Genomic DNA, 22,751 nt, shown 5'->3' on the forward strand with positions numbered 1-22,751 from the left:
GCTGCAGCGCGAAACCACATACGCAAAATGACGTATGCGAGGGGGAGAACCGGGAAGTTTTTGCGCATGTGGCAGGCGGGCCTTGTTGCGCCGCAAAGGCACGGCCCGAGGGGCGCTCGGACATTCAGCTTGCTGTCAGCTGACCGGGGAAATGTCTTCTCACAACGGGAAGACATCGATGAACTTCAAGAAAACGCTGAAAAGAACCGGTTATCTCCTGGCAGCCGCCGGCATCTCGGCCGGCGCTTATGCCGGCGTATTGCAGCTGACCGGCAATTTCCACGAAGTGGTCGCCAACCAGCTCTATCGTTCGAACCAGCCGAGCGCGGCTGAAATCGAGACCTATGCCAAGCAGTACGGGATCAAGACGATCATCAACCTGCGCGGCAAGAGCGAAAAGGCAAGCTGGTACGATCAGGAAGTGGCAAGTGCCGCCGAACTCGGCATCCAGCACGTCGATTTCCGCATGTCGGCCTCGAAGGAGCTCGACAGCGACGAAATCGCCGAGCTTGCAACGATCATGCGCGACATGCCGAAGCCGATCCTTATCCATTGCCGTTCGGGATCGGATCGTACCGGGCTCGCTTCGGTGATCTACCTGAACCAGGTCGCCGGCATGGATCCGGAAACGGCAGAAGGACAGCTTTCCTTCCGCTTCGGCCATGTCGGCATTCCCTACGTCTCCGCCGCCTATGCGATGGACGAGAGCTGGGAAAAGTTCGAACGCACGCTGAGACGGGCTGCGAAGGCCAAGAACGCCATCTGAGTGATCCTCCCGGTTGCGGGGCGGCAGGTTATCTGCCGTCCCGCACCACTCGCCTTCAATCGCGCTTCGCACCATCCTCTTTCGCGATGAAGCGGCGCGATACCAGCCAGCACATGGCAGCCCAGACCGCGCCGGCACACCAGCCTCCCAGCACATCCGACGGATAATGGACGCCGAGATAGATCCGGCTGAAACCGATCATGATCGTTAGCAGGGTGGCGACGGCAAGAACATAGATCTTCAGCGCCCTCGTCTTCTGCACCTCGCTCAACAACAGGCCGAGCGTCAGATAGGTCACGGCCGACACCATGGCGTACCCGCTCGGAAAGCTGAGATCATGAACCTCGATCAGATGCGGCACGATATCCGGCCGCGGCCTCGCAATACCGATCTTCAGAATATTGCTGAGAAGCCAGCCGCTTGCGACGGAGAACAGAACCGTAAGCGCCGCAATCCGCCGCCGGGCAAGCAGCAGGTAGAGGGTGACCAGCACAGTCATCAGCCCGAGCACTGTGATCCCGCCGATACTGGTGATATCGTCCATGGCATGGGTGAGCCAGCCGGGGCCGATCGGCAAGGCAAGATCCGATTTGTGGCGCAACGCCAGCAGGATCGAACGATCGAGAGGCAGATCCTCGCCCTCGAGCAGTTCCGACACCAGTTTCAGAAAAACCAGCCCAGCGCCGCCCAAAAGAACGGGCAGGACAAGCCGGACAGGCGTCAGCGTCCTGCAGAAATTGGAAACGACGAGAATGGCCTGGCGGGGAAAAGAGGAAGGATTATGCATCCCCACCCTATCCGGCGCCGGCCTGTCACGAGCCTGAACGTCTCCCGCGACCTTCAACGGCCGCGGTGAACATCAGGATCGGCGATAGAGGGAATTACTTGACGCTGGCGGTGACATAAGTGTCGGTCGACGGGCCGTGGACGGCCGCATAGACGCTCAGGGTACCATGGATGATCACCGCCCACATGCCGAGCGAGACTGCGACTGCAAAGGAGATATTGCGAAGGCGGCGGGTCATGGGAACTCCGATCTTGGGTGGCCATCAGATGCCACACAGATCTCACCCCGCCGTTGAGACGATCGTTAGGATTTTAGCGAAACGCCGAAATTTGCAAGAAAACGGGTCAGTTTCATGCAGATCAGCCGTGCGTTTCAAGCACGGCTGACATTTGGGGAGCGGCACCATCGGCGCCGCTCCAGAAGCTCAGTTCGGCCGGTTGCGGAAAGCTTCCGCCTCGGCATAGAACTTCTTTTCCCATTCCTTGTGGTTATCCAGGCCTTCCTTGATGAACGGCGTGAAGATCGCCATGTGCATCAGCATCCAGTTGACCAGACGGGCCGGGAATTTCAGCGGCTTGGTGAAATCGACGAACAGAACGACGCGGGTCTTGTCCGTGTGGTTCCAGGCCTCGTGCTCATAGGCGTCGTCGAAGATCAGGACCTTGCCCTCTTCCCAGTGGCAGATCTGGTCCTTGACGCGGATCGCCAGATTGTCGCCGGTGTTTTCCGGAACGATCAAGCCGAGATGCAGGCGCAGAACACCGTTATACGGGCCACGATGGGCCGGCAGATGTTTGCCCGGCTCGAAGATCGAGAACATCACGGTCGTGAGGCCAGGGATCTTCTGCATCGCATTCCAGGTATCCGGGCAGGCCTTGATGTTCTGCTCCGAACGGACGCCGAAACCGAGCAGGAAGAAGGTCTTCCAGCCCTTGTCGGTCGAGATCGTCTTCACGTCGGTCGAAATATCCTGAAACGTCGGCAGCTCGTCCTTACGCACAAGAATCTTGTTCAGCTCGGCGCGGATGGCCGGTGCTGCCTTTTCGATCTCGGCGGCCCAGGGGAAGGTCTTGTTGTCATAAACCGGCGGATTGCCGAGTTTGGCATATTTGAAATTCAGCCGTTCCGCCCAGGCGACAATGCCCATGAAGAAGCGGGTAACGCGGCTGGGGCGATCCATCGGGGCCATGCCCGTGGTGCCAAAGGTCTGTTCAGTGTTGGAAGCAACGGGCTGAGAAGCGGAGGGAGATGACGGTTCCACGGGAATGCGCCTGCTATTTATGTCTGGTTGATCTTTTATGGTGTCCCGGTCGGGTCGACAGGCGACCCCGGCTGGCGGCTCCGGTTTATACGCCGATGAATGGCGCACCAATGATGAGCTTGCAAGCACCTTTGTCATAGTTGTGGCAAAGATGAGAGACATCTGAAACTTTTGCGCCACAAGAACAGGTCATCCCCAGGTCGCTGCGCCGGCCATGACTTGCCACCTTCGCATCTGCAAAAGCGCGCTTGCCAAACGACGCGCCACAGAAGAGATTGCACAGAATTCAACCTCTTCTCGGAAGGCGCTAGAAATTAGGCATGGCAGCCCGGCAACGCATCATTCCCGTCCGGCGTGAATACAATCGTTGGGTCGCCAACCAGACGCTGGAAGACTATGCGCTGCGGTTTACCGCCAAAAGCGCCCGCCGCTTTTCCTCAAGCCGTATTTCGCAGACGGCGATCGGCGCGATCTCGTTTCTGGCGCTGGAAGCGATCGGCGGCGCGATCACCCTCTCCTACGGCACGACAAATGCGATGTTTGCAATCATCGCTGCCGCCATCGCCATGCTGGTCATCGGCCTGCCGATCAGCCGTTATGCAATTCGCCACGGCGTCGATATCGATCTTCTGACGCGCGGCGCCTCCTTCGGATATATCGGCTCGACCATCACCTCGCTGATCTATGCGAGCTTCACCTTCATGCTGTTTGCGATCGAAGCCTCGATCATGACCGGCGCGCTCGATCTCGCCTTCGGCATCCCGCCCTGGATCGGCTATATCATCAGCGCCGCGGTCGTCATTCCGTTGGTCATCTACGGCGTGCAGCTGATCTCGCGTTTCCAGCTCGCCACCCAACCCTTCTGGATCATCCTCAACGTCCTGCCTTTCGTTTTCATCGCCTTTTCCGACTGGGAAAAATTCGATCTCTGGCGCGCCTTTGCCGGCGTCAACCATTCGAATGCGCAAGTCGGTGGTGCCGCGCCCTTCGATCTCGTCGAATTCGGCGCGGCGTCGGCCGTCATTCTCGCCTTGATGCCGCAGATCGGCGAACAGGTAGACTTCTTGCGCTTCCTTCCCGCAGAAGGTTTGCGCAAATGGCGCCACCGCCTCGCGGTTTTTCTCGCCGGCCCCGGCTGGGTTGTGGTGGGCGTGCCAAAACTGCTGGCCGGCTCCTTCCTTGCCGTGCTGACGCTTTCTACCGGCGTGCCGGTGCGCGATGCGGGCGATCCGGCCCATATGTATCTCGCCGCCTTCGGTTACATGATCCCCAATCAGACGGCAGCCCTGATGCTGATGGCAGCCTTCGTCGTCGTCTCGCAGCTGAAGATCAACGTGATGAACGCCTATGCGGGTTCGCTCGCCTGGTCGAATTTCTTCTCGCGCCTCACCCACAGCCATCCGGGCCGCGTCGTCTGGCTGGTCTTCAACGTCGTCATCGCGCTCCTTTTGATGGAACTCGGCATCTACCGGCTCTTGGAACAGACGCTCGGCATTTTCTCCATCGTCGCCATGGCCTGGCTCTGCACGATTTCGGCGGATCTTTTCATCAACAAGCCGCTCGGCCTGTCGCCCGAGGGCATCGAGTTCAAGCGCGCGCATCTCTACGACATCAACCCGGTCGGCCTCGGCTCCATGCTCGGTTCGGCGACGATCGCGCTTGCCTGCCATTTCGGCCTGTTCGGCCAGCTGATGGCCTCGCTCGCCACCTATGTCACGCTGATCGCCTTCCTCATCTCACCCGCCATCGCCTTCGCCACCCGTGGAAAATATTATCTCGCCCGGAAACCGCGCCAGAGCTGGACGACGCTCGGCTCGATCACCTGCTCGATCTGCGAACATCCGTTCGAACACGAGGACATGGCCTGGTGCCCCGCCTATGCGGCGCCGATCTGTTCGCTCTGCTGCTCGCTCGACAGCCGCTGCCACGACATGTGCAAGCCGCATGCGCGCCTCAACACCCAGGTCGGCACGGTCGCCCGCTCCTTCCTGCCGGAAACCGTGATCGCCCGCCTGACCACGAGGCTCGGGCGTTACGCAACGACCGCCATCCTGTCGATCTCGACGATCGGCGCAATCCTCGCCATGATCGCCTATCAGGTCGGCCAGTCGACGCCATCCAATGCCGAAGTCATCTACGGCACCGTCTTCATCGTCTTTTTCGTCTTCGCCATCATCACCGGCATTTTTTCGTGGTTCTATGTTCTCGCCCATGACAGCCGCGTCGTGGCGGAAGAAGAATCCTCCCGCCAGAACACGCTTCTGCTCAAAGAAATTGCCGCCCACAAGAAGACCGACGCGGCCCTGCAGGACGCCAAGGAAACCGCCGAGGCGGCCAACCGCGCCAAAAGCCGCTACGTCGTTGGCCTCTCCCACGAATTGCGCACGCCGCTTAATGCCGTGCTCGGCTACGCCCAGATTCTTGAGCGAGACGAAACCATCCCTGCCCCGCGGCAATCGGCGATCAAGGTCATCAAACGCTCGGCCGACCATCTTTCCGGCCTGATCGACGGCCTTCTCGACATTTCCAAGATCGAAGCCGGTCGGCTGCAGGTCTATTCGAACGAGATCAACATCCAGGATTTCCTCGACCAGATCGTCGAGATGTTTTCGCTGCAGGCGCAGGCCAAGGGGCTGCAATTCGAGCATCTCCGCTCCCCCCTCCTGCCGCAATATGTCCGCACCGACGAAAAGCGGCTGCGCCAGATCCTCGTCAACCTTCTCTCCAATGCGATCAAGTTTACCGACGAGGGCAAGGTGCGTTTCGAGGTCGCCTATCGCAGCCAGGTCGCCACCTTTACCGTCACTGATACCGGCCGCGGCATCGCCGAAAAGGATCTCGGCCGCATCTACGAACCATTCCAGCGCGGCGAAGCGGAAAGTATCAAACCGATGCCGGGATTGGGGCTCGGCCTCACCATCACCCAGCTTCTGACCAATACGCTGGGTGGCGAGATTTCCGCCGCCAGCACAAAGGGCGAAGGCTCGATCTTCAAGGTGCGGCTGATGCTCTCTGCCGTCGAACGGCCGAATCGGGCGCCAGCTGCTGAGCGAAAAATCGTCTCATATACCGGCCCACGCCGCACCGTGGTCGTGGTGGACGACAACGAGGACCACCGCGACCTGATGCGCGAAGTGCTTGTTCCCATGGATTTTGTCGTGCTGACCGCCGGATCCGGCCCTGAATGCCTGACGATCATCGAAGGCGTCACGCCCGATCTCTTCCTCGTCGATATTTCCATGCCCGGCATGAGCGGCTGGCAGCTGGTCTCGCGCCTGCGCGAAAACGGCCTCACCGCCCCGATCGTCATGCTCTCCGCCAATATCGGCGATGGCGGCGGCGAACAGGCCGGTGAAGGTCATGATGATACGCTTGCCAAACCGGTCGATCTGCGCCGCCTTGCCGACAAGCTCGCCTCACATCTGGGGCTCACCTGGGTCTATGAGGACGAGGCGCCGCTGATCGATGCGATCCGGCCGAAACCGCCGATCAAAAGTCCGGGGACGAGCCATGTCGAGGACCTTTTGCGGCTCGGCGAAATCGGCTACGTCCGCGGCATCGAGGCAAAGCTCGCCGATCTCGCGACATCAGAAGAAAACCGGCCCTTCACGGAGGAACTCGGCGCCTATGTGAAGGCCTTCGACATTGCCGGATACATGAAGTTTTTGGGACGGCTGGAAGCCAGACAGGAAAAGGAAAGGACGAGCGATGGCCGATAGCATGATGCCCCGCGACATCGTCCTTCTGGTCGATGACAGCCCGGACGCCCTCGGCTTCCTCACCGAAGCGCTGGAAAAATCGGGTTTTTCCGTGCTGATCGCCACATCCGGCCGAGCGGCGCTCAACATCGTCGAGCGCATCACGCCCGATCTCATCCTGCTCGATGCCGTCATGCCGGGCATGGACGGGTTCGAGACCTGCCGCAGGCTGAAGACCAATGCCGCCATCGCCCCGGTGCCGGTCATCTTCATGACCGGCCTCACGGAAACCGAACACGTCGTCAACGCGCTCGATTCGGGCGGCGTCGATTATCTCAGCAAGCCGATCAATATCGACGAGCTTCGCGCCCGTATCCGCGTTCACCTCTCGAACGCCCGTTCGGCCCAGAGCGCCCGCGTCGCGCTCGATGCCGCCGGCCGCCATCTTCTGGCGGTCAAGAGCGACGGTTCGATCCGCTGGTCGACCCCGCAGGCGACGCGCCTGATCAATGCCGCGACGGAAAGCGACGACGGTATCGACATCGTCGCCCGCCGCATCTCATTATGGATGGAAGAGCGCTCCAAACCCGGCTTTGCCCGCGACGTGGCCTTTTCCCTGTCGGAAGGCGCCGGCGCCAGCCTGCAGCTCTCCTTCCTCGGTGCGATCGGTGCCGACGAATATCTGTTCCGCCTGACCGCAAGCAGCAAGCGCCCGGATGACGCGGTGCTGCGCCAGCATTTTCCGCTGACCCAGCGCGAATCCGAAGTGCTGATGTGGATCGCCAAGGGCAAGTCGAACAAGGATATCGGCGATATCCTCGGCCTGTCATCGCGCACGGTGAACAAGCATCTGGAACAGATCTACGTGAAGCTCGGCGTCGAAAACCGCGCCTCGGCCGCAGTCAGGGCCGCACACGTCCTCCACGGAGAATAACGGGCGCTTCTTCGTATCCGGACACATCGCGAATTGCCGATTCTTGACGTTTCGCATATACCGCCGCCGCATTTGCATGCTAGCGGGCGACCGAAACCATGTAATTCTCTCCTACACATCGAAAGCGGTGCAATAATTACAACAAATTCCATGCCGCTTTCGTCGGACATCAGCCCAGTTACAAGTGCCAGCGAGCAGAGCCCCGAACGTATCGCCAAACGTGTCGTCCTGCATTTTCCAGGTTTCGAACCGCTCGACGCCAAACTGCATCATGCGCGTTATGCGCGGGCGGCCAAGCAGAGCGCCGCAACCTGGGGCTTGGAAGTCAAAGTGGGCGACCTCGGCCCGAACGGCTCCGCCGGCTATTTCGATGTCGCCTGCGCTAGTGGCATGGACCGGACGGAAAGCCGCATCCACATTTTCGACCACGCAGCCCTGGTCTCGATGCTGACGGCAAGGCCGCTGACCACCCGCGTTCTCTCCGGTTATTGCAGTGCTGCCCGCGTCGCCCTGACCGGCGGCCTGACCGGCTATTTCCAGCATGCATGGCGTTTTGGCCTGTTCTTCATCTTCCCTTTCCTGCTGGTGGCACTTTCGATCCTTGCGACGATCGCCACCGCCGCCCTGCCCTTCATGGCGGGCCTTGGCGTCTGGCACTGTCTGTGGAGCCTGCCGCTCGCCGCCGCATTCTTCCGTTATGCCGTCATGCCCGTCTCATCCCGGCTGCATACGCTGCATCTGTTTGCCGACTGGGATCTGGCTGTCGACATGGCAACGCTCGGCAGGCCGGAGGTCAATCGCTGGCTGGCCCAATGCGTCTCGGAAGCCCGCAAGGCTCTGGCGGACGATGCGGATGAATATGTCATCAGTTCCCACAGCATGGGCTCGACCGTCGCCACCCATGTCATCGGCCAATTGCTCGAGGAAGACCCAAAGATCTTCGAGGGCAAGCGGGTGGTATTTGCGACGCTCGGCGGTGCCATTTTACAATGCGCGCTGCTGCGTTCGGCGACGCGGCTGCGGGAACGTGTCGGCAGGATTGCCCGAGTGCCAGAAATCTTCTGGCTGGAAATCCAGTGCCTGACCGACTGCGTGAATTTTTACAAAAGCCGCGTCGTTACCCTGACCGGCCATGCCGATGCGCCGCAGGCAAAGATTGCCTTCATTCGCGTCAAGGCCATGATCTCCGCCGACCGCTACAAGCGCATCAAGCTCGATTTCCTGCGCATCCACCGGCAATATGTGCTGGATTGCGAGCGGCGGTCGAATTTCGACTTCACGCTGATGACGGCCGGTCCGCTGCCGGCGTCCCGGTTCGTCGATTTTGCACCGACCGATCTTCACCCCGCCCCCTGAAAAGCAGCGCATGTCGCACTGGCGACCGGAGCCCCGGGCTTTCGTCCTTAAGCGATACAACCCAGAAAATTCAGTAGGTTGAGAAACGTGTTCTCAACCAGAATTCTTGCCATTCATATCTGGTGGACCGGTTCGTCATGCCGCGTTCATAGTTCAAGAGGAAGCTAAATCATCAGGAATTGAATTAGCGATAGATGGGAAACAGGCATCCGATGGACATTAGCGGCTTTCGCCCGATCCATGTCCTCGGCGGACAATTGACGCTGTCATCGCGTCCGGACACGATGCTGATCACGGTCCTCGGCTCCTGCGTTTCCGCCTGCATCTATGATCCTGTCGCCGGTATCGGCGGCATGAACCATTTTATCCTGCCGACAGGCGGCAATAGCGAGCCCGGTCAACGCCAGCGACGTTATGGCGACGTGGCAATGCGCAACCTCGTTGATGGCCTCTACAAGCGTGGCGCAGAGCCCGGTCGGCTGATGGCCAAGCTGTATGGCGGTCGTGCGCGAACAGGCGGTAGCGGCCAGGCCGGCTCTCTTAATGCCGCCTTCGCCCAGGATTTCCTGATGGAGGAAGGCATAGACCTGATCGATGCCAGCCTGGGCGAGGATTTTGCCCGCTGGGTGACATTCCATCCGGCCAGCGGCTGGGTCAGGCTCAAGGAACGGGCCGATCGGCAACATATCTTCTAAGTCAGGATTGCCTCTATCGGGCAAACCGCAGAAGCAGCCTGCCCTCTCTCAAACCCGCACAAGCGCCCGATGCGGGAGCGGCGGCAAAACGGTCTCGATCACATCGCCCGGCTCGACGCTGCCACCGGCGAGCACGATCGTCATGATGCCGGCCCGGCGCACGAGATCGCCGGCCTCGTCCTTGTAGACGACCTTGCCCAGCAGGCCTGCGCGAAAATTCTCGATCTGGGCACAAGGATTGCGCAGCCCCGTCACCTGCAGGGAGACATTCGGCCCGACCTTCAGGATCGTATCGGTCGGCAGATCGAGCAGCGCGATACCTTCCGTGAGGATATTCTCGCCCAGATCGCCGGCCTTCAGCTCGAAACCGCTTACGGCGAGTTCGTCGAACAATTCCCGCTGGATGAGATGCACCTGGCGCAGGTTCGGCTGGCTCGGATCGACCGCAACGCGGGAGCGGTGCTTGACCGTGACGCCTGCATGCGCGTCCCCCTCGACACCGAGATTTTCGACTATCTCGATCCGCTCGACCACCGTCTTGGAAAACTCATGGGTCTGGCAGCGCGCAACGGAGACGACGGACGGCATGCAAGGATCCTTTCGAGAGCAAGTCCACGCAGCGATACAAATGGTCTGTGAAGCTTCCGTGACAGCGTGCCAGCCATAACAGGTACGGGAGCCCAAAACGCAAGAAGCCCGGCAATGCCGGGCTTCCGCTGATCCAGAGGATCGAAAGGCTTACTGCGGGAAGTAGCTGTAGTTCCCGTCCGGACCCTTCTTCCATTCGTACATGACGTAGCCCGGCAGCTTCGGGTCGCCCTTGGCGTCGAAGGCCATGTCGCCGAGAACGGTCTTGAACGGACCCTTTTCGTGCAGCGTCTTGGCAACGGCTTCTGCGTCGTCCGACTTGCCGGTTGCCTTGATGCCAGCAGCGATGACCTGAACGGCAGCGTAGGAATAGAGCGTGTAAGCTTCCGGGTTGAAGCCGGCAGCCTTGAACTTGGCAACCAGGTCCTTGTTTTCCGGACGCAGCGTCGGATCCGGGCCGAAGGTGTTCAGCGTGCCTGCGACGGCGTCGCCGGCGATCGAGGCCAGTTCGTTCGAAACGATACCGTCACCCGATACGAGCGTTGCCTTGAGGCCCTGGTCCTTTGCCTGACGGATGATCAGACCGGCTTCGGTGTGGAGACCACCCCAGTAGATGATGGTGACGCCGGCCTGCTTCATCTTGGCGATGAGAGCAGAGAAGTCCTTGTCGCCGACATTGACGGCTTCGCGCAGAACTTCCTTGCCGCCCTTGGCGTTGAACGCCTTCTGGGTTTCGTTGGCGAGGCCCTGGCCATACGGGGTCTTGTCGTCGATGATGGCGACCTTGGCACCCTTGAACTTGTCGGCGAGGTAAGCGCCGGCAACGCCGCCCTGCTGGTCGTCACGACCGCAGGTACGGAACGTGTTCCACAGGCCGCGGTCGGTGAAGACCGGGTTGGTTGCAGCAGGCGTGATTTCGAGCATGCCGTTTTCGGCATAGACTTCCTGCGAAGCCGGGATCGAAACGCCCGAGTTGAAGTGGCCGACAATATACTTGACGCCGTCAGATGCGAACTTGTTGGCAACCGAAATACCCTGCTTCGGGTCCGAAACGTCGTCGCCGAGCGCGATCTTCAGCTTTTCGCCGTTGATGCCGCCAGCAGCGTTGATGTCGGCGATTGCCTGTTCAGCACCCTTCTGCAGCTGAGCGCCGAAAGCCGCGTTCGGGCCGGTCAGAGGACCGCCGACGCCGATTACGATGTCAGCCCACGCATTGCCGCTGAAGGCAACCATGGCCGTCAGCGCAACGGCGGAAAGAAGAGACTTCTTCATCGATATACTCCCAGTTTAAAGGTGAGTTGATTGTTGGGACCAGTCGCAATACCCACCACCATTGCGCCGGAAAGCTGTTCCACTCTAGGTTTGATCACCTTGATTAAAAGCAATCTGATTGCAGATTGCCTTGGGTGTCAATCTCTCTTCTTCCACGAAAAGGCCGAGGCCTGATCGTAAAGCCAATAATAGTTCTGAACCATCTGGCGCGTGCGCCGGATGCGGAATCCTGCAGTCGCAAAGATCAGCAGCAGGACAAAATCGATCACGTAATAAAACAGGTCGAGGAAGGGCCCCTGGAAGAGCGCAAAATGCAGGAAGCGCATGCCGATCGCCAGTCCGAGACTGTAAATGATGACGGTCGGATACTCCGCCCAGCCTTCGGCCGCAGCCTTGCCGGCACGCCACGCGGTCCACAGGCCGAGCACGAATACCAGGAAGCGCAGAACGTAACGAACGCCCTCATCACTTTCGAAAAACAAACCCTGCATCTCAATCTCTCCAGGCCGAAATCTGATCGGAAGACGTGCTCAATGCCGCCCCCCTTCGAGATAGGCTGCGCGCACTTCCGGATTGGCGAGAAGGTCCTTGCCGGAGCCCGACATGGTGACCTTACCGTTGACCATGACATAGGCCCGGTCGGACAATTTCAGCGCTGCAAAAGCGTTCTGTTCGACGAGGAAGACGGTCAGCCCCTCTTCCTTGTTGAGCTTCTTAATCGCCTCGAAAATGCCCTTGACGATCAGCGGTGCAAGACCGAGCGACGGTTCGTCGAGAAGCAGCAGCTTCGGACGTGCCATCAGCGCGCGGCCGATCGACAGCATCTGCTGCTCGCCGCCCGACAGCGTGCCGCCACGCTGGCTCTGGCGCTCCTTGAGGCGCGGGAAGAGGGTGAAGATCTTCTCCACGTCTTCCTTGAAATATTTCAGGTTATCGAGATTGGCCCCCATCTGGAGGTTCTCGAACACCGTCATGCGCGGGAAGATGCGACGGCCTTCCGGCGACTGTGCGATGCGCTTGCGGGCAATCAGATGCGTCGGCAGCTTGGTAATGTCCTCGCCGTCGAAAATGACCGAACCGGCGCGCGCCTGCGGCGAACCGCAGATGGTCATCATCAGCGTCGACTTGCCGGCGCCGTTGGCGCCGATCAGGCTGACGATCTCGCCCTTGTTGACTTCGACATCGACGCCGGCGAGTGCACGGATGTTACCGTAGAAGGTCTCGACGCCCTTGACGCTCAGGAGGGTTTCACCGGCCATCAGACCTTCCCTCCTTCGAGCTGTTCTTCGATCTGTTCAAGTTCTTCATCCTCGACACCGAGATAGGCTGCGATGACCTTCGGGTCGTTCTTGACGTGGTCCGGCGTGCCGTCGGAAATCTTCTGGCCGTATTCGAGCACCACGACATGGTCGGAAATCTCCATGACGACCGACATGTCGTGCTCGATCAGGAGCAAGGACGTGCCTTCGTCGCGGATGCTGCGCAGAAGCGTGTTCAGCGTCAGCGATTCCTTCGGGTTGAGACCGGCGGCCGGCTCGTCGAGGCAGAGAAGTTCCGGCCCCGTGCACATGGCACGCGCGATTTCCAGACGGCGCTGTGCGCCGTAAGGAAGGTCGCCGGCCGGATCGTCGGCGCGATCGATCAGATCGGCCTTTTCCAGCCAATAGGTCGCCTTCTCGATAGAGGCCTCGACCGCCCTTTTGTAGGCGGGCGAACCGAGCAAGCCGAGGATCGTGTAGCCGGAAGCCCGCATTAGCGCATTGTGCTGCGCAACCAGCAGGTTTTCGAGAACCGTCAGGCCGGAGAAAAGGCGGATGTTCTGGAACGTCCGCGCCACGCCGGCATGTTTGGTGATCTCGAAGTCCTTGAGGCGTTCCAGCAGGAACTCCTTGCCGGTCTTCCGCTTCAGCGTGATCATGCCCATCGTCGGCTTGTAGAAGCCGGTGATGCAGTTGAAGACAGTCGTCTTGCCGGCGCCGTTCGGGCCGATCAGCGCCGTGATTTCGCCGCGCTTTGCTTCGAGCGAGAGATCGTTGATCGCCATCAGGCCGCCGAACTTCATCGACAGGTGATCGACCTTGAGGATCGTATCCTTAACCATTGCAGTCGTACCCGGAGCCATCAGCCGTGGCCCTCCTTGGTGAAGCTTCCGGAAACCGCCCTGCGCTCCTTGAGGAAGGCGGTGGGTTCACGTGAGCCGACGAAACCGCGCGGCTTGAACAGCATGACGATGATCATGGCCAGGCCGAACAGAAGCATGCGGTAGAGTTCCGGTGTGAAGTCCGGTCCGAAGACCAGTTTCAGGAACGACATTTCACGCAGGACTTCGGTGCCGCCGACCATGACGACCGCAGCAATCGCGATGCCCGTCAGCGAACCCATGCCGCCGAGAACGACGATGGCGAGGATGACCGCCGATTCCAGGAAGACGAAGCTTTCCGGAGAAACGAAGCCCTGGCGGGCGGCGAAGAACGAGCCGGCGAAACCGCCGAACATCGCACCCGTTGCAAAGGCGGTAAGCTTGGTCGCGACCGTGTTGATACCGAGCGAGCGGCAGGCGATCTCGTCTTCACGCAGCGCTTCCCAGGCGCGGCCGATCGGCATGCGGCGCAGGCGGATCGTCACGTAAGCGGTGAGCAGGCAGAGCGCCAGGATCACGTAGAAGAGGAAGATCTTGTAATAGACCGACGAGCTGGCAAGGCCGAAGACTTTTGCAAAGTTGTTCGGTGCGCCGACATCGAAGGACCAGATGCCGAAGACCGAAGCCTTGGCAATGCCGGCAATGCCGAACGTGCCCTTGGTCACCACCGTCCAGTTGATCAGCACCAGTCGGATGATTTCACCGAAAGCGAGCGTGACGATCGCCAGATAGTCACCCCTGAGACGCAGCACCGGGAAGCCCAGCATGATGCCCCAGAGGGCGGCAAAGATGCCCGACAGCGGCAGCAGGACCCAGAAGGACAGGCCGAAATAGCTGGAGAGCAGCGCGTAGGAATAGGCACCGACCGCATAGAAGGCGACGTAACCGAGGTCGAGCAGGCCAGCGAGACCGACGACGATATTCAGGCCCCAGGCAAGCATCACGTAGATGAGGATCTGGATACCGAAATTGTCGACATATTTCAGCGAGCCCTGCTTGCCGACGATCAGCAGCGACAGGAACGGATAGACCAGCAGGAAGACCAGCGCGAACTTCAGGAAGTGGCGGTGGAAGAAGCTCTTCTTGTCGGAAATCTCGAGAACGCCGCTCTTGGCCTTGTTGAGCTTGCGGCGATCGATATGCGGCTTGATGAAGCCGACCGTCAGGAAGCGGCCGATCGCGGCAACGGCGACGAAAACGGCCAGCAGTTCCCAACGGGTGCGCCAGACCAGCGCATTGTTGATGTCCTGATAGGTTTCGATGCCGACATAAAGGAGGAACATGAAGAAGGCGATGATGCCCGCGAACACGCCCTCCCGGACGGCCTTAGCCATGCCGCCCGGATTGGTTTCGATTGGGTTTGCCATGATCAGACCTTCTCCACTTCCGGCCGACCGAGAATGCCGGTGGGCTTGAAGATCAGCACGATCGCGAGGATGGCGAAGGTCGCGACATCCTTGTATTCGATCGAGAAATACGCGGACCACAAGGACTCGATCAGACCGATCAGAAGCCCGCCGAGAACGGCGCCCGGCAGTGAGCCGATGCCGCCGAGAACGGCCGCGGTGAATGCCTTGACGCCCGGAATGAAGCCGTCGTTGAACGAAGCCACGCCGTAATACATCAGGTACATGCCACCAGCGACGGCCGCGAGTGCTGCGCCCATGATGAAGGTGACCGAAATCGTCCGGTCGACGTCAACGCCGAGCAGCGCCGCCATCTTGCGGTCCTGTTCGGTCGCACGCTGGGCACGGCCGAGCGGCGTCTTGTTGACGATGTACCAGAAGACGAAGAGCAGGACTGCAGTGATCGCGACGATCAGCAGCTGCTTCAGCGAAATGGTGATCTCGCCGATGTGATAGGTATCGGACACCAGCTGCGGGATCGGCTTGTTGCGCGGACCCTGCGTGACCTGGATGAAGTTCGACAGCGCGATCGACATGCCGATTGCGGTGATCAGCGGTGCGAGGCGAAACGAACCGCGGAGCGGCCTGTAGGCGACGCGTTCGATCGTCCAGTTCCACAGTCCCGTGACCAGCATGCCGACGAGCAGCATGACCAGCAGCAGGATTGCGACAGGAATGCCGGCGAACAGCGATGTCAGGATCAGGAAGACGATCAGCGCGGCAAAGCCGCCGAGCATGAAGATGTCACCATGGGCAAAGTTGATCATGCCGATGATGCCATAAACCATCGTATAGCCGATTGCCACGAGACCATAGATGGATCCAAGAGTCAGCCCGTTGATGAGCTGCTGGATAAAATAATCCATGTACTTTCCCCCGGATGCAGTCCGTCGTTGCGGCTACATCTCTTGTATTGGCTGTCCCATTTTTTTCATGGGCCTATTCCATTTTTCATAATCGTTTCGAAGGAAATGTGAAGTGCAAAATAAAGAGGCAGTGGAAAATACGTAGGCTTTTGCCCAGCAACGCGCCATTTTGCCCAGCGCTGGCGGATTTGCGCCATCAACGGTTTGAAATGCGACCGAAAATCGCAAATCTCGCGCCGGCCGCCTGTGGACGAACCGGCGCGAGATCAAGCTCAAGAGCGCATGCGCGACCCGTTGGCATCGAACAGAGCCTGCGGCTGCAGGCGCGCATCGAGCATTTCGCCCAAAACCTCGATCTGCCAGCCGTCGATCGCGGTCGCCTTCTCCTTCGGGACATATCCCATGGCAACGGAAACGCCGGACGCATGGGCATAACCACCGGACGTCACCCAGCCGCAAACCTCGCCATTGAGCGAGATCGGCTCGTCGCCCAGCACATCCGCATCCTTCGCCTCGACAACGAAGGTGACGAGCCGCAGGGCGCCGCCCTCCGCCTTCTCCCTCAGCGCTTCGGCCTTGCCGATGAAATCCGCGCTCTTGTTATAGGCGATGAAGCGGCCGAGAGCGGCTTCCTGCGGCCCGTAGAGCGGCCGGTATTCGCGCGACCAGCTGCCGAAAGACTTGTCGAGCCGCAATGCGTTGAGGGCCCGGAGACCGAACAGGCCGATACCGAACTCGGCGCCCGCTTCCATGATCAGGTCGAAAAGGTAACGCTGGTATTCCGGCTTCATCCAAAGCTCGTAACCGAGATCGCCCGTATAGGAGACACGGCCCAAAATGACCGGCGCCATGCCGAGATCGATCTCGACAATACCCATGAACGGCAGTCCCTTGTCGGACAGGTCGAGATGGGTCAGCTTCTGCAACAGCTCGCGCGACTTCGGACCGGCGATCGACAGGCCGACCAGGCCCAGATTGAGAGGATCGATCTCAACCGAACCGTCATCCGGCAGATGCTGCTCGAACCAGCGCATGTGATAGTCCTCGGCAATGCCGGAACCGATCAGCAGGAATTCGCCGTCGTCGAGATTGGCAAGCGTGAAATCGCCGATCAGTTTTCCCGCATCGTTGAGCATCGGCGTCAGCGACATGCGGCCGGCGACCGGCACCCGGCCGGCCAGGATCGTGTCGAGCCAGGCATGTGCCCCCTCGCCCGTCACCGCATATTTGGCAAAGCCCGACGTCTCCATCAGGCCGACGCTCTCACGCACGACCTTCGCCTCGCGGCCGACCGCCTCGAAATCCGTTGAGCGGCGCCAGGAGAATTTGTCCGTCACGCCTTCCGGCGCAAACCAGAGCGGCGTTTCCAGCCCGTAGGAAGCGCCGAACACAGCACCGGCCGCCTTCAGCTTGTCATAGATCGGCGTCGTCAGGAGAGGACGTGCGCCCGGCAGTTCCTCGTTCGGATAGCGGATCGAAAAGCGGCGCGAATAGTTTTCACGCACTTTCGCGTTCGTATAAGCGAGCGTCGCATAATCGCCGTAGCGGCTCACATCCATCGCGAAGACGTCAAAACCCGGATCGCCGTTGATGATCCAGCTCGCGAGCGCCAGACCGACGCCGCCGCCTTGAGAGAAGCCGGCCATGACCGCACAGGCCGACCAGAAATTCGTCATGCCGCGCACCGGGCCGACCAGCGGGTTACCGTCCGGCGAGAAGGTGAAGGGGCCGTTGATGATCTTCTTGATACCGGCATTGTTGAAGGCCGGGAAATGCCGGAAACCGACTTCCAGCTCGTTGGTGATGCGCTCCAGGTCTTCGGCCAGCAGCTCATGGCCGAAGGTCCAAGGCGTCTCGATCGGCGACCAGGGGCGGCAGTCCTTTTCATAGGTGCCCATCAGCATGCCGTTGCGTTCCTGGCGGATATAGATCTCGCCGTCGAAATCGACGCAATGCATGATTTCCTTGCCGGTCGTCTGGTTGAAGTCGATGACTTCCTGCATGTCCTCGGTGATGAGATACATGTGCTCCATGGCCAGAACCGGCAGTTCCAGCCCGACCATGCGGCCGACTTCGCGGGCCCAGAGGCCGGCGGCATTGACGACATGCTCGGCGCGAATCTCGCCCTTGTCGGTGAGCACCCGCCAGGTGCCGTCTTCCAGCTGCACCAGATCCTCGACCTTGGTGTGCAGGTAGATTTCCGCACCGTTCTTCTTGGCCGATTTCGCATAGGCATGTGTCGTACCGTAAGGATCGAGATGGCCTTCATGCGGATCGAACACGGCGCCGACGAACTGGGTCGGGTCGAGAAGCGGCATCATTTCATGCGCTTCCTTGGCCGAGATCAACGTCGCCTCGCCGCCGGCATATTTGCCCTTGGCCAGCAGCGACTTCATCCAGTCGAACCGCTCATTGGTGGCGGCCAGCATCAGGCCGGACGTCATGTGCAGTCCGATATCCTGGCCGGAATAATCCTCGATCTCCTTGTAGAGCTCGACCGTGTATTTCTGCAGCTTGGCGACGTTCGGATCGCCGTTGATCGTGTGCATGCCGCCGGCCGCATGCCAGGTGGAGCCGGACGTGAGCTCCGAACGCTCGACCAGCACGACATCGGTCCAGCCGAGCTTGGTCAGGTGATACAGCACCGAACATCCGACGACACCGCCGCCGATGACGACAACCCGGGCATGGCTTTTCATGAAAACAGTCTCCGTTGCGGAACGATGATTTGGGCCGAGCCTAGAGGGTCTCGCAATTGCTCAATAGGCTGTTCTGCGAAGCGGGTTTTGTCGTTTCCGACATACTCGATGTTCGGTTCGCGCCATCTTCCACCCGTTCCGTGAAACTAATTTTTCGCGCCCTGCGTATAGGCATACAAGAGCCGCAACACCGAAGGGATGGCATGATGTCGAACCCGCTGAATTTCGATGAACTGGTTGGAAATGTGCTGACGATGGCGCGCGATGCGTCGCCCAGAAAAACGATCGAATTCGGCGTCATCCACGGCTTCTGCCGCGATTTCGCCGAAGATCTGGCGCCGAACCTGATCGACCTCCTAAGCCGGGTCGAAGGCCTGCAAAGCCTCGTGCCGGCACTGGAAAGACGCCCGGACCTGATCGTTCCGGCCACCGACGAAAAGGCGCTCTGGTGCTTTGTTCGGGAGAGCTACTGAACGGTCAGTCGCCCGCAAACGCCGCCGTCAGCGCAAACTCCCGGCCCATTTCCATAAGCTCCTCGAAAACCGAGCCCGCAAACGAACGCGGCACGATGATCTCGAACCGGTCGGCACCGGTGCGGGCAAGATTGCCGGTGACATGGCCGATCAGCATGTTGGTCGAATGCCCATCTGCAAAAGCGTCCGGATGCAGATCGACGGCAACACATTTCGCCAGGATCTTGCGCACGCTCGGGCCGCTTACCGTCAGCAGAACCTTGCCGTCGCTCTGGTCGACGGAAGAGGCGTCCACTATCGCCGACAATTGCCCGGCGACGGTTTCCGATCCGCTCGTCTGCGACACGGCAAGCCATTCCCCCGGCGCGCAGGTACGGACCGCGATATCGGCGGCGGCTTCGAGTGCTGCACCGACCGCCCTCTCCTGCCCGACCTTCGCCAGCACGGAAAAGATCACCGGCCGCCGGAAGACGGAGAGATGGTTGGGATTGGCATTCGTCTCGAAACCCGAGATGTGATCATCGAGGACGTGCCGGTGAAGAAGAGTGAGTGCCATCGACCGACCTCTAGACATTCAGTTTCGTGTTGCCGGGATCGACAAAGACCGGCGCGCAGACTTCCGCCGGCACTTCCGAATTCCTCAGACCGTCCCAGACGATGATCCGCTCGCCGATCCGCTCGCGGCCGGATTTCAGCATGGCGAGACCGATATAATGGCCAAGCGTCGGCGAATAACAGACCGAGGAAACGAAGCCTTGGTCACTCGCCATCGACGGTGCGGCATTTTCCTTCAGAAGATGCGCGCCCGCCTTGAACTCCTTGTCGGCCTCGATCGGCTTCAGCCCGACGAGCTGCAGGCGGTCGGCGGCGGTCAGGCCGAAACGAGTCGACAGGTGCTTGCCGATGAAATCGGGCTTGTTCATGCCCATCATCTTGCCGTAACCGAGATCGTCGGCCGTAGCGCGGCCATCGATTTCGCTATGGGTGACAAAACCCTTTTCGACACGCAGCACGTTGAGCGCTTCGACGCCATAGGCGCAGATGCCGTCTTCGCGCCCGGCTTCCATGATCGCATCGGCGACTGCCTCGCCATAACCGGCCGGCACTGCAAGCTCGTAGGCGAGCTCGCCCGAGAACGAGATGCGGAACAGCCTGGCGGCAAGCCCGCCGCGCAGCGTGACCGTCCGTGCGGCAAGGAACGGGAAAGCCGCGTCGGAAATATCGTCCTCGACGATACGGCTCATGATTGCCCGCGCTTTCGGTCCGGCCAACGACATCTGTGCCCACTGGTCCGAGACGGAGGTGAAACACACATCGAGATCCGGCCACAGCGTCTGGGACGCGAATTCCAGATGCGTCATCACTTCGGTCGCATAGGCGGTCGTGGTGGTCAGCACATAATGGTTGGGGCCGAGACGGCTGGTCGTGCCGTCGTCGAACACCATACCGTCTTCGCGCAGCATCAGTCCATAACGGGCCTTGCCGACCGGCAGCTTCAGAAAACCGTTGGAATAGATGCGGTCGAGAAATTCGCCGGCATTGGCGCCAAAGATTTCGATCTTGCCGAGCGTCGAGACATCGCAGAGCCCGGCATTTTCCCGGACATTACGGACTTCGCGATCGACGCTGTCGCGCCAGGTCTTTTCGCCCTCCTTCGGGAACCAGGAGGAACGATACCAGAGGCCGGCCTCGACGAAGGTCGCGCCGTTCTTTTTCGCCCAGCCATGCAGCGGCGAGGTGCGGGTGGGAGCAGCATGTTCGCCACGGGAAGCCCCCGCCAGTGCGCCGAAGGAAACCGGCGTATAGAAAGGCCGGAACGTCGTCGTGCCGATCTCGGCGGGCGAGACGCCGCGCATGCCGGCGACGATACCGATCGTATTGACATTGCCGAGCTTGCCCTGGTCGGTCGCCATGCCGGCCGTCGTGTAGCGCTTGGTATGCTCGATATGGCGAAACGCCTCGCGCTGGGCGATGCCGAGGTCGCTCACATGCACGTCGTTCTGGAAATCGACAAAGGCCTTGTCCTTGGCGCCCGGCACGTACCAGAGCGGCGCAAAGCTGGCATCATATTCGCCCTCGACATCCGGGATATTCGCCTCATAGGCGGCAAAGCCGAGATCGCGGGCAAAGGCGGAGGCCTTGGCGGCGCCATCGCGCAGGGCAGCCGAAACAGTGTCCGTGCCGGCAGCGGAACCGGCAGCCACGAAGGCGGAGCCGACATCCGGCGCCATGAAGGCCTGCTTCTCTTCGGACCAGACAGGCTTCTGGCCGCGCTGGCACATCAGATGTACGATCGGCGACCAGCCGCCCGCCATCGCAAGCGCATCGCAGCTGATTTCTTCCTGGAAGCCGGCGCGCTCGACGACCAGCCCGTCGATGCGCTTGCGGCCCTTGGTGGCGACAACGGCACCGTTGCGGATCACCCGCACGCCGGCCGGCACGACATCCTCGGACGCAGCCCGCGCATCGACGATCGCGGCAATCTCGACACCGCGCGCGGCAAGATCCGCCGCCGTGCGATAACCGGAACCGCCATTGGTGAACACGGCGACCTTGGAGCCGACAGCAACGCTGTAGCGGTTGAGATAGGTTCGTACAGCCCCTGCCGTCATCACGCCGGGCTTGTCATTGCCGCCAAAAACCAACGGCCGCTCTTCCGCACCGGAGGCAAGGATTGCCCGCTTGGCGACGATGCGCCACAGGCGCTCCACGGCCAGATCCGGCGATGGCGAAGCGACATGTTTCTGAACCCGCTCGACCGCGCCAAAGACCATGTCATCATACCAGCCGAACACGGTGGTGCGCGGCATCAGCGTCACATTCGGCAGCGAAGCCAGTTCCGCGATCAGACCTGTGGCATAATCGGCTGCGGAAACACCGCCGATATTCAGATTTTCCGAGAGAAGCGAACCGCCGAACCGAAACCCTTCATCGGCAAGTATGACGCGGACGCCAGACCGCGCCGCCGTCAGTGCCGCCATCAGGCCGGCAGGGCCTGCGCCGACGACGAGCAGGTCGCAATGCGCCCAGCTCTTTTCATAACGGTCGGGATCCGCCTCCATCACCATCTTGCCGAGACCGGCTGCACGGCGGATTACGGGTTCATAGACCCATTCCCAGAATTTTGCCGGCCACATGAAGGTCTTGTAGTAGAAACCGGCGCCGAGCAGCGGCGAAAGGAGGCTGTTGACCGAGCCCATATCGAAGGAAAGCGACGGCCAGCGGTTCTGGCTGACGGCGGTCAGCCCGGCATAGAGCTCTGCCACGGTGGCGCGCACATTCGGCTCGTTGCGGGCGCCGCTGCCGATCGTCACCAGCGCATTCGGCTCGGAAGAGCCGGCCGTTACCGGACCGCGCGGGCGGTGATATTTAAAGCTGCGGCCCATCAGCATCTGATCGTTGGCCAGCAGCGCCGAGGCGACGGTATCGCCATCCAGCCCCTTAAAACTCTTGCCGTCGAAGGAGAAGGTCAGCGCATAGCTGCGATTGACGAGGCCGCCGGAGTCGAGACGGTAGGATGTCATCGGGCAACCTCCGCGTTCTTTGCGAATTCCGTGGCATCGGTCACGGCAAACACTTCATGGGTTAGATTGTCGCGATCGACCACCAGGAAACGCCGGCAACCGGCCGCATGGTGCCAGTATTCCTGGTACCGCCCCTTCGGATTGTCGCGGATGAAGACGTAACGATACCAGGCGTCTTCCTTGGCGCCCGGCTGCGGCCGCGCCACGACGGCGCCGCGGATCGAAAATTCTTCCTTGGGTCTGGTGCCGCAATGCGGGCAGGAGATCAGGCTTGCCATCGGATATC

20 protein-coding genes are annotated in these 22,751 nt (G+C 60.6%); 6 read left to right on the plus strand and 14 right to left on the minus strand.

Features of this window, described 5'->3' with window-relative positions:
- Positions 1 to 178: 178 nt before the first annotated feature.
- Positions 179 to 766, plus strand: coding sequence for a dual specificity protein phosphatase family protein (locus FHW37_RS14495; RefSeq protein WP_145637642.1), 588 nt, complete (start codon positions 179 to 181; stop codon positions 764 to 766).
- A 55-nt stretch (positions 767 to 821) separates the two neighbouring features.
- On the opposite strand, the gene FHW37_RS14500 is transcribed toward FHW37_RS14495, so the two are convergent.
- The 3 genes from FHW37_RS14500 to FHW37_RS14505 form a co-directional block, all read right to left on the minus strand.
- Entirely contained in the window at positions 822 to 1,553 is a 732-nt protein-coding gene (locus tag FHW37_RS14500; protein ID WP_145637643.1) for a phosphatase PAP2 family protein, read from the minus strand.
- Between the two features lie 94 nt (positions 1,554 to 1,647).
- A complete protein-coding gene (locus FHW37_RS33560; protein ID WP_186458256.1) occupies positions 1,648 to 1,791 on the minus strand; it encodes a hypothetical protein in 144 nt (47 codons plus the stop codon).
- Between the two features lie 186 nt (positions 1,792 to 1,977).
- Complete coding sequence (locus FHW37_RS14505; protein ID WP_432442852.1) at positions 1,978 to 2,733, minus strand: aspartyl/asparaginyl beta-hydroxylase domain-containing protein; 756 nt, start codon at positions 2,731 to 2,733, stop codon at positions 1,978 to 1,980.
- Positions 2,734 to 3,134: 401 nt separating this feature from the next.
- Here FHW37_RS14505 and FHW37_RS14510 point away from each other — a divergent pair, with 401 nt between their 5' ends.
- The 4 genes from FHW37_RS14510 (at position 3,135) to FHW37_RS14525 (ending at position 9,497) form a co-directional block, all read left to right on the plus strand.
- Positions 3,135 to 6,533 (plus strand): hybrid sensor histidine kinase/response regulator, encoded by a 3,399-nt coding sequence (locus FHW37_RS14510; RefSeq protein ID WP_145637645.1) that lies wholly within the window; start codon positions 3,135 to 3,137, stop codon positions 6,531 to 6,533.
- Positions 6,523 to 7,446, plus strand: coding sequence for a response regulator transcription factor (locus FHW37_RS14515; protein ID WP_145637646.1), 924 nt, complete (start codon positions 6,523 to 6,525; stop codon positions 7,444 to 7,446). The genes FHW37_RS14510 and FHW37_RS14515 overlap by 11 nt, the downstream gene beginning before the upstream one ends.
- Before the next feature lie 150 nt (positions 7,447 to 7,596).
- Positions 7,597 to 8,802: a hypothetical protein gene (locus FHW37_RS14520; protein WP_145637647.1), complete on the plus strand. Its 1,206-nt coding sequence runs from the start codon at positions 7,597 to 7,599 to the stop codon at positions 8,800 to 8,802.
- A gap of 212 nt (positions 8,803 to 9,014) precedes the next feature.
- Complete coding sequence (locus FHW37_RS14525; RefSeq protein ID WP_210249292.1) at positions 9,015 to 9,497, plus strand: chemotaxis protein CheD; 483 nt, start codon at positions 9,015 to 9,017, stop codon at positions 9,495 to 9,497.
- Between the two features lie 48 nt (positions 9,498 to 9,545).
- On the opposite strand, the gene FHW37_RS14530 is transcribed toward FHW37_RS14525, so the two are convergent.
- The 8 genes from FHW37_RS14530 to FHW37_RS14565 form a co-directional block, all read right to left on the minus strand.
- Positions 9,546 to 10,085, minus strand: a complete 540-nt coding sequence (locus FHW37_RS14530; protein WP_145637650.1) for an MOSC domain-containing protein — start codon at positions 10,083 to 10,085, stop codon at positions 9,546 to 9,548.
- A gap of 150 nt (positions 10,086 to 10,235) precedes the next feature.
- The gene (locus FHW37_RS14535) at positions 10,236 to 11,357 is read right to left on the minus strand and encodes a branched-chain amino acid ABC transporter substrate-binding protein (RefSeq protein WP_145637651.1); all 1,122 of its coding nucleotides are present in this window, start codon (positions 11,355 to 11,357) and stop codon (positions 10,236 to 10,238) included.
- Between the two features lie 137 nt (positions 11,358 to 11,494).
- On the minus strand, positions 11,495 to 11,848 hold the full coding sequence (locus FHW37_RS14540; protein ID WP_145637652.1) for a DUF6867 family protein: 354 nt from the start codon (positions 11,846 to 11,848) through the stop codon (positions 11,495 to 11,497).
- Between the two features lie 39 nt (positions 11,849 to 11,887).
- On the minus strand, positions 11,888 to 12,616 hold the full coding sequence (locus FHW37_RS14545) for an ABC transporter ATP-binding protein (RefSeq protein ID WP_145637653.1): 729 nt from the start codon (positions 12,614 to 12,616) through the stop codon (positions 11,888 to 11,890).
- A complete protein-coding gene (locus tag FHW37_RS14550; protein ID WP_145637655.1) occupies positions 12,616 to 13,479 on the minus strand; it encodes an ABC transporter ATP-binding protein in 864 nt (287 codons plus the stop codon). The genes FHW37_RS14545 and FHW37_RS14550 overlap by 1 nt, the downstream gene beginning before the upstream one ends.
- Positions 13,479 to 14,831: a high-affinity branched-chain amino acid ABC transporter permease LivM gene (livM, locus tag FHW37_RS14555; protein WP_432442861.1), complete on the minus strand. Its 1,353-nt coding sequence runs from the start codon at positions 14,829 to 14,831 to the stop codon at positions 13,479 to 13,481. The genes FHW37_RS14550 and livM overlap by 1 nt, the downstream gene beginning before the upstream one ends.
- A 35-nt stretch (positions 14,832 to 14,866) precedes the next feature.
- Positions 14,867 to 15,769, minus strand: coding sequence for a branched-chain amino acid ABC transporter permease (locus FHW37_RS14560; protein WP_145637658.1), 903 nt, complete (start codon positions 15,767 to 15,769; stop codon positions 14,867 to 14,869).
- A 272-nt stretch (positions 15,770 to 16,041) separates the two neighbouring features.
- Positions 16,042 to 18,468 carry a GcvT family protein gene (locus tag FHW37_RS14565; RefSeq protein WP_145637660.1) on the minus strand — a complete coding sequence of 809 codons (2,427 nt, stop codon included), beginning with the start codon at positions 18,466 to 18,468 and terminating at the stop codon, positions 16,042 to 16,044.
- Positions 18,469 to 18,674: 206 nt separating this feature from the next.
- On the opposite strand from FHW37_RS14565, the gene FHW37_RS14570 reads away from it, so the two are divergent.
- Positions 18,675 to 18,941: a hypothetical protein gene (locus FHW37_RS14570; protein WP_210249293.1), complete on the plus strand. Its 267-nt coding sequence runs from the start codon at positions 18,675 to 18,677 to the stop codon at positions 18,939 to 18,941.
- A 4-nt stretch (positions 18,942 to 18,945) separates the two neighbouring features.
- On the opposite strand, the gene FHW37_RS14575 is transcribed toward FHW37_RS14570, so the two are convergent.
- Genes FHW37_RS14575 through FHW37_RS14585 form a run of 3 tightly spaced genes read right to left on the minus strand, consistent with a single transcriptional unit; the run spans position 18,946 to position 22,743 of the window.
- Entirely contained in the window at positions 18,946 to 19,497 is a 552-nt protein-coding gene (locus FHW37_RS14575; RefSeq protein WP_145637663.1) for a sarcosine oxidase subunit gamma, read from the minus strand.
- 10 nt (positions 19,498 to 19,507) lie between these two features.
- The gene (locus tag FHW37_RS14580) at positions 19,508 to 22,465 is read right to left on the minus strand and encodes a sarcosine oxidase subunit alpha family protein (protein WP_145637665.1); all 2,958 of its coding nucleotides are present in this window, start codon (positions 22,463 to 22,465) and stop codon (positions 19,508 to 19,510) included.
- A complete protein-coding gene (locus tag FHW37_RS14585; RefSeq protein WP_145637666.1) occupies positions 22,462 to 22,743 on the minus strand; it encodes a sarcosine oxidase subunit delta in 282 nt (93 codons plus the stop codon). The genes FHW37_RS14580 and FHW37_RS14585 overlap by 4 nt, the downstream gene beginning before the upstream one ends.
- Between the last annotated feature and the right edge of the window lie 8 nt (positions 22,744 to 22,751).

The sequence above is a fragment of the Neorhizobium alkalisoli genome, from assembly GCF_007829835.1.
Lineage (GTDB): Bacteria > Pseudomonadota > Alphaproteobacteria > Rhizobiales > Rhizobiaceae > Neorhizobium.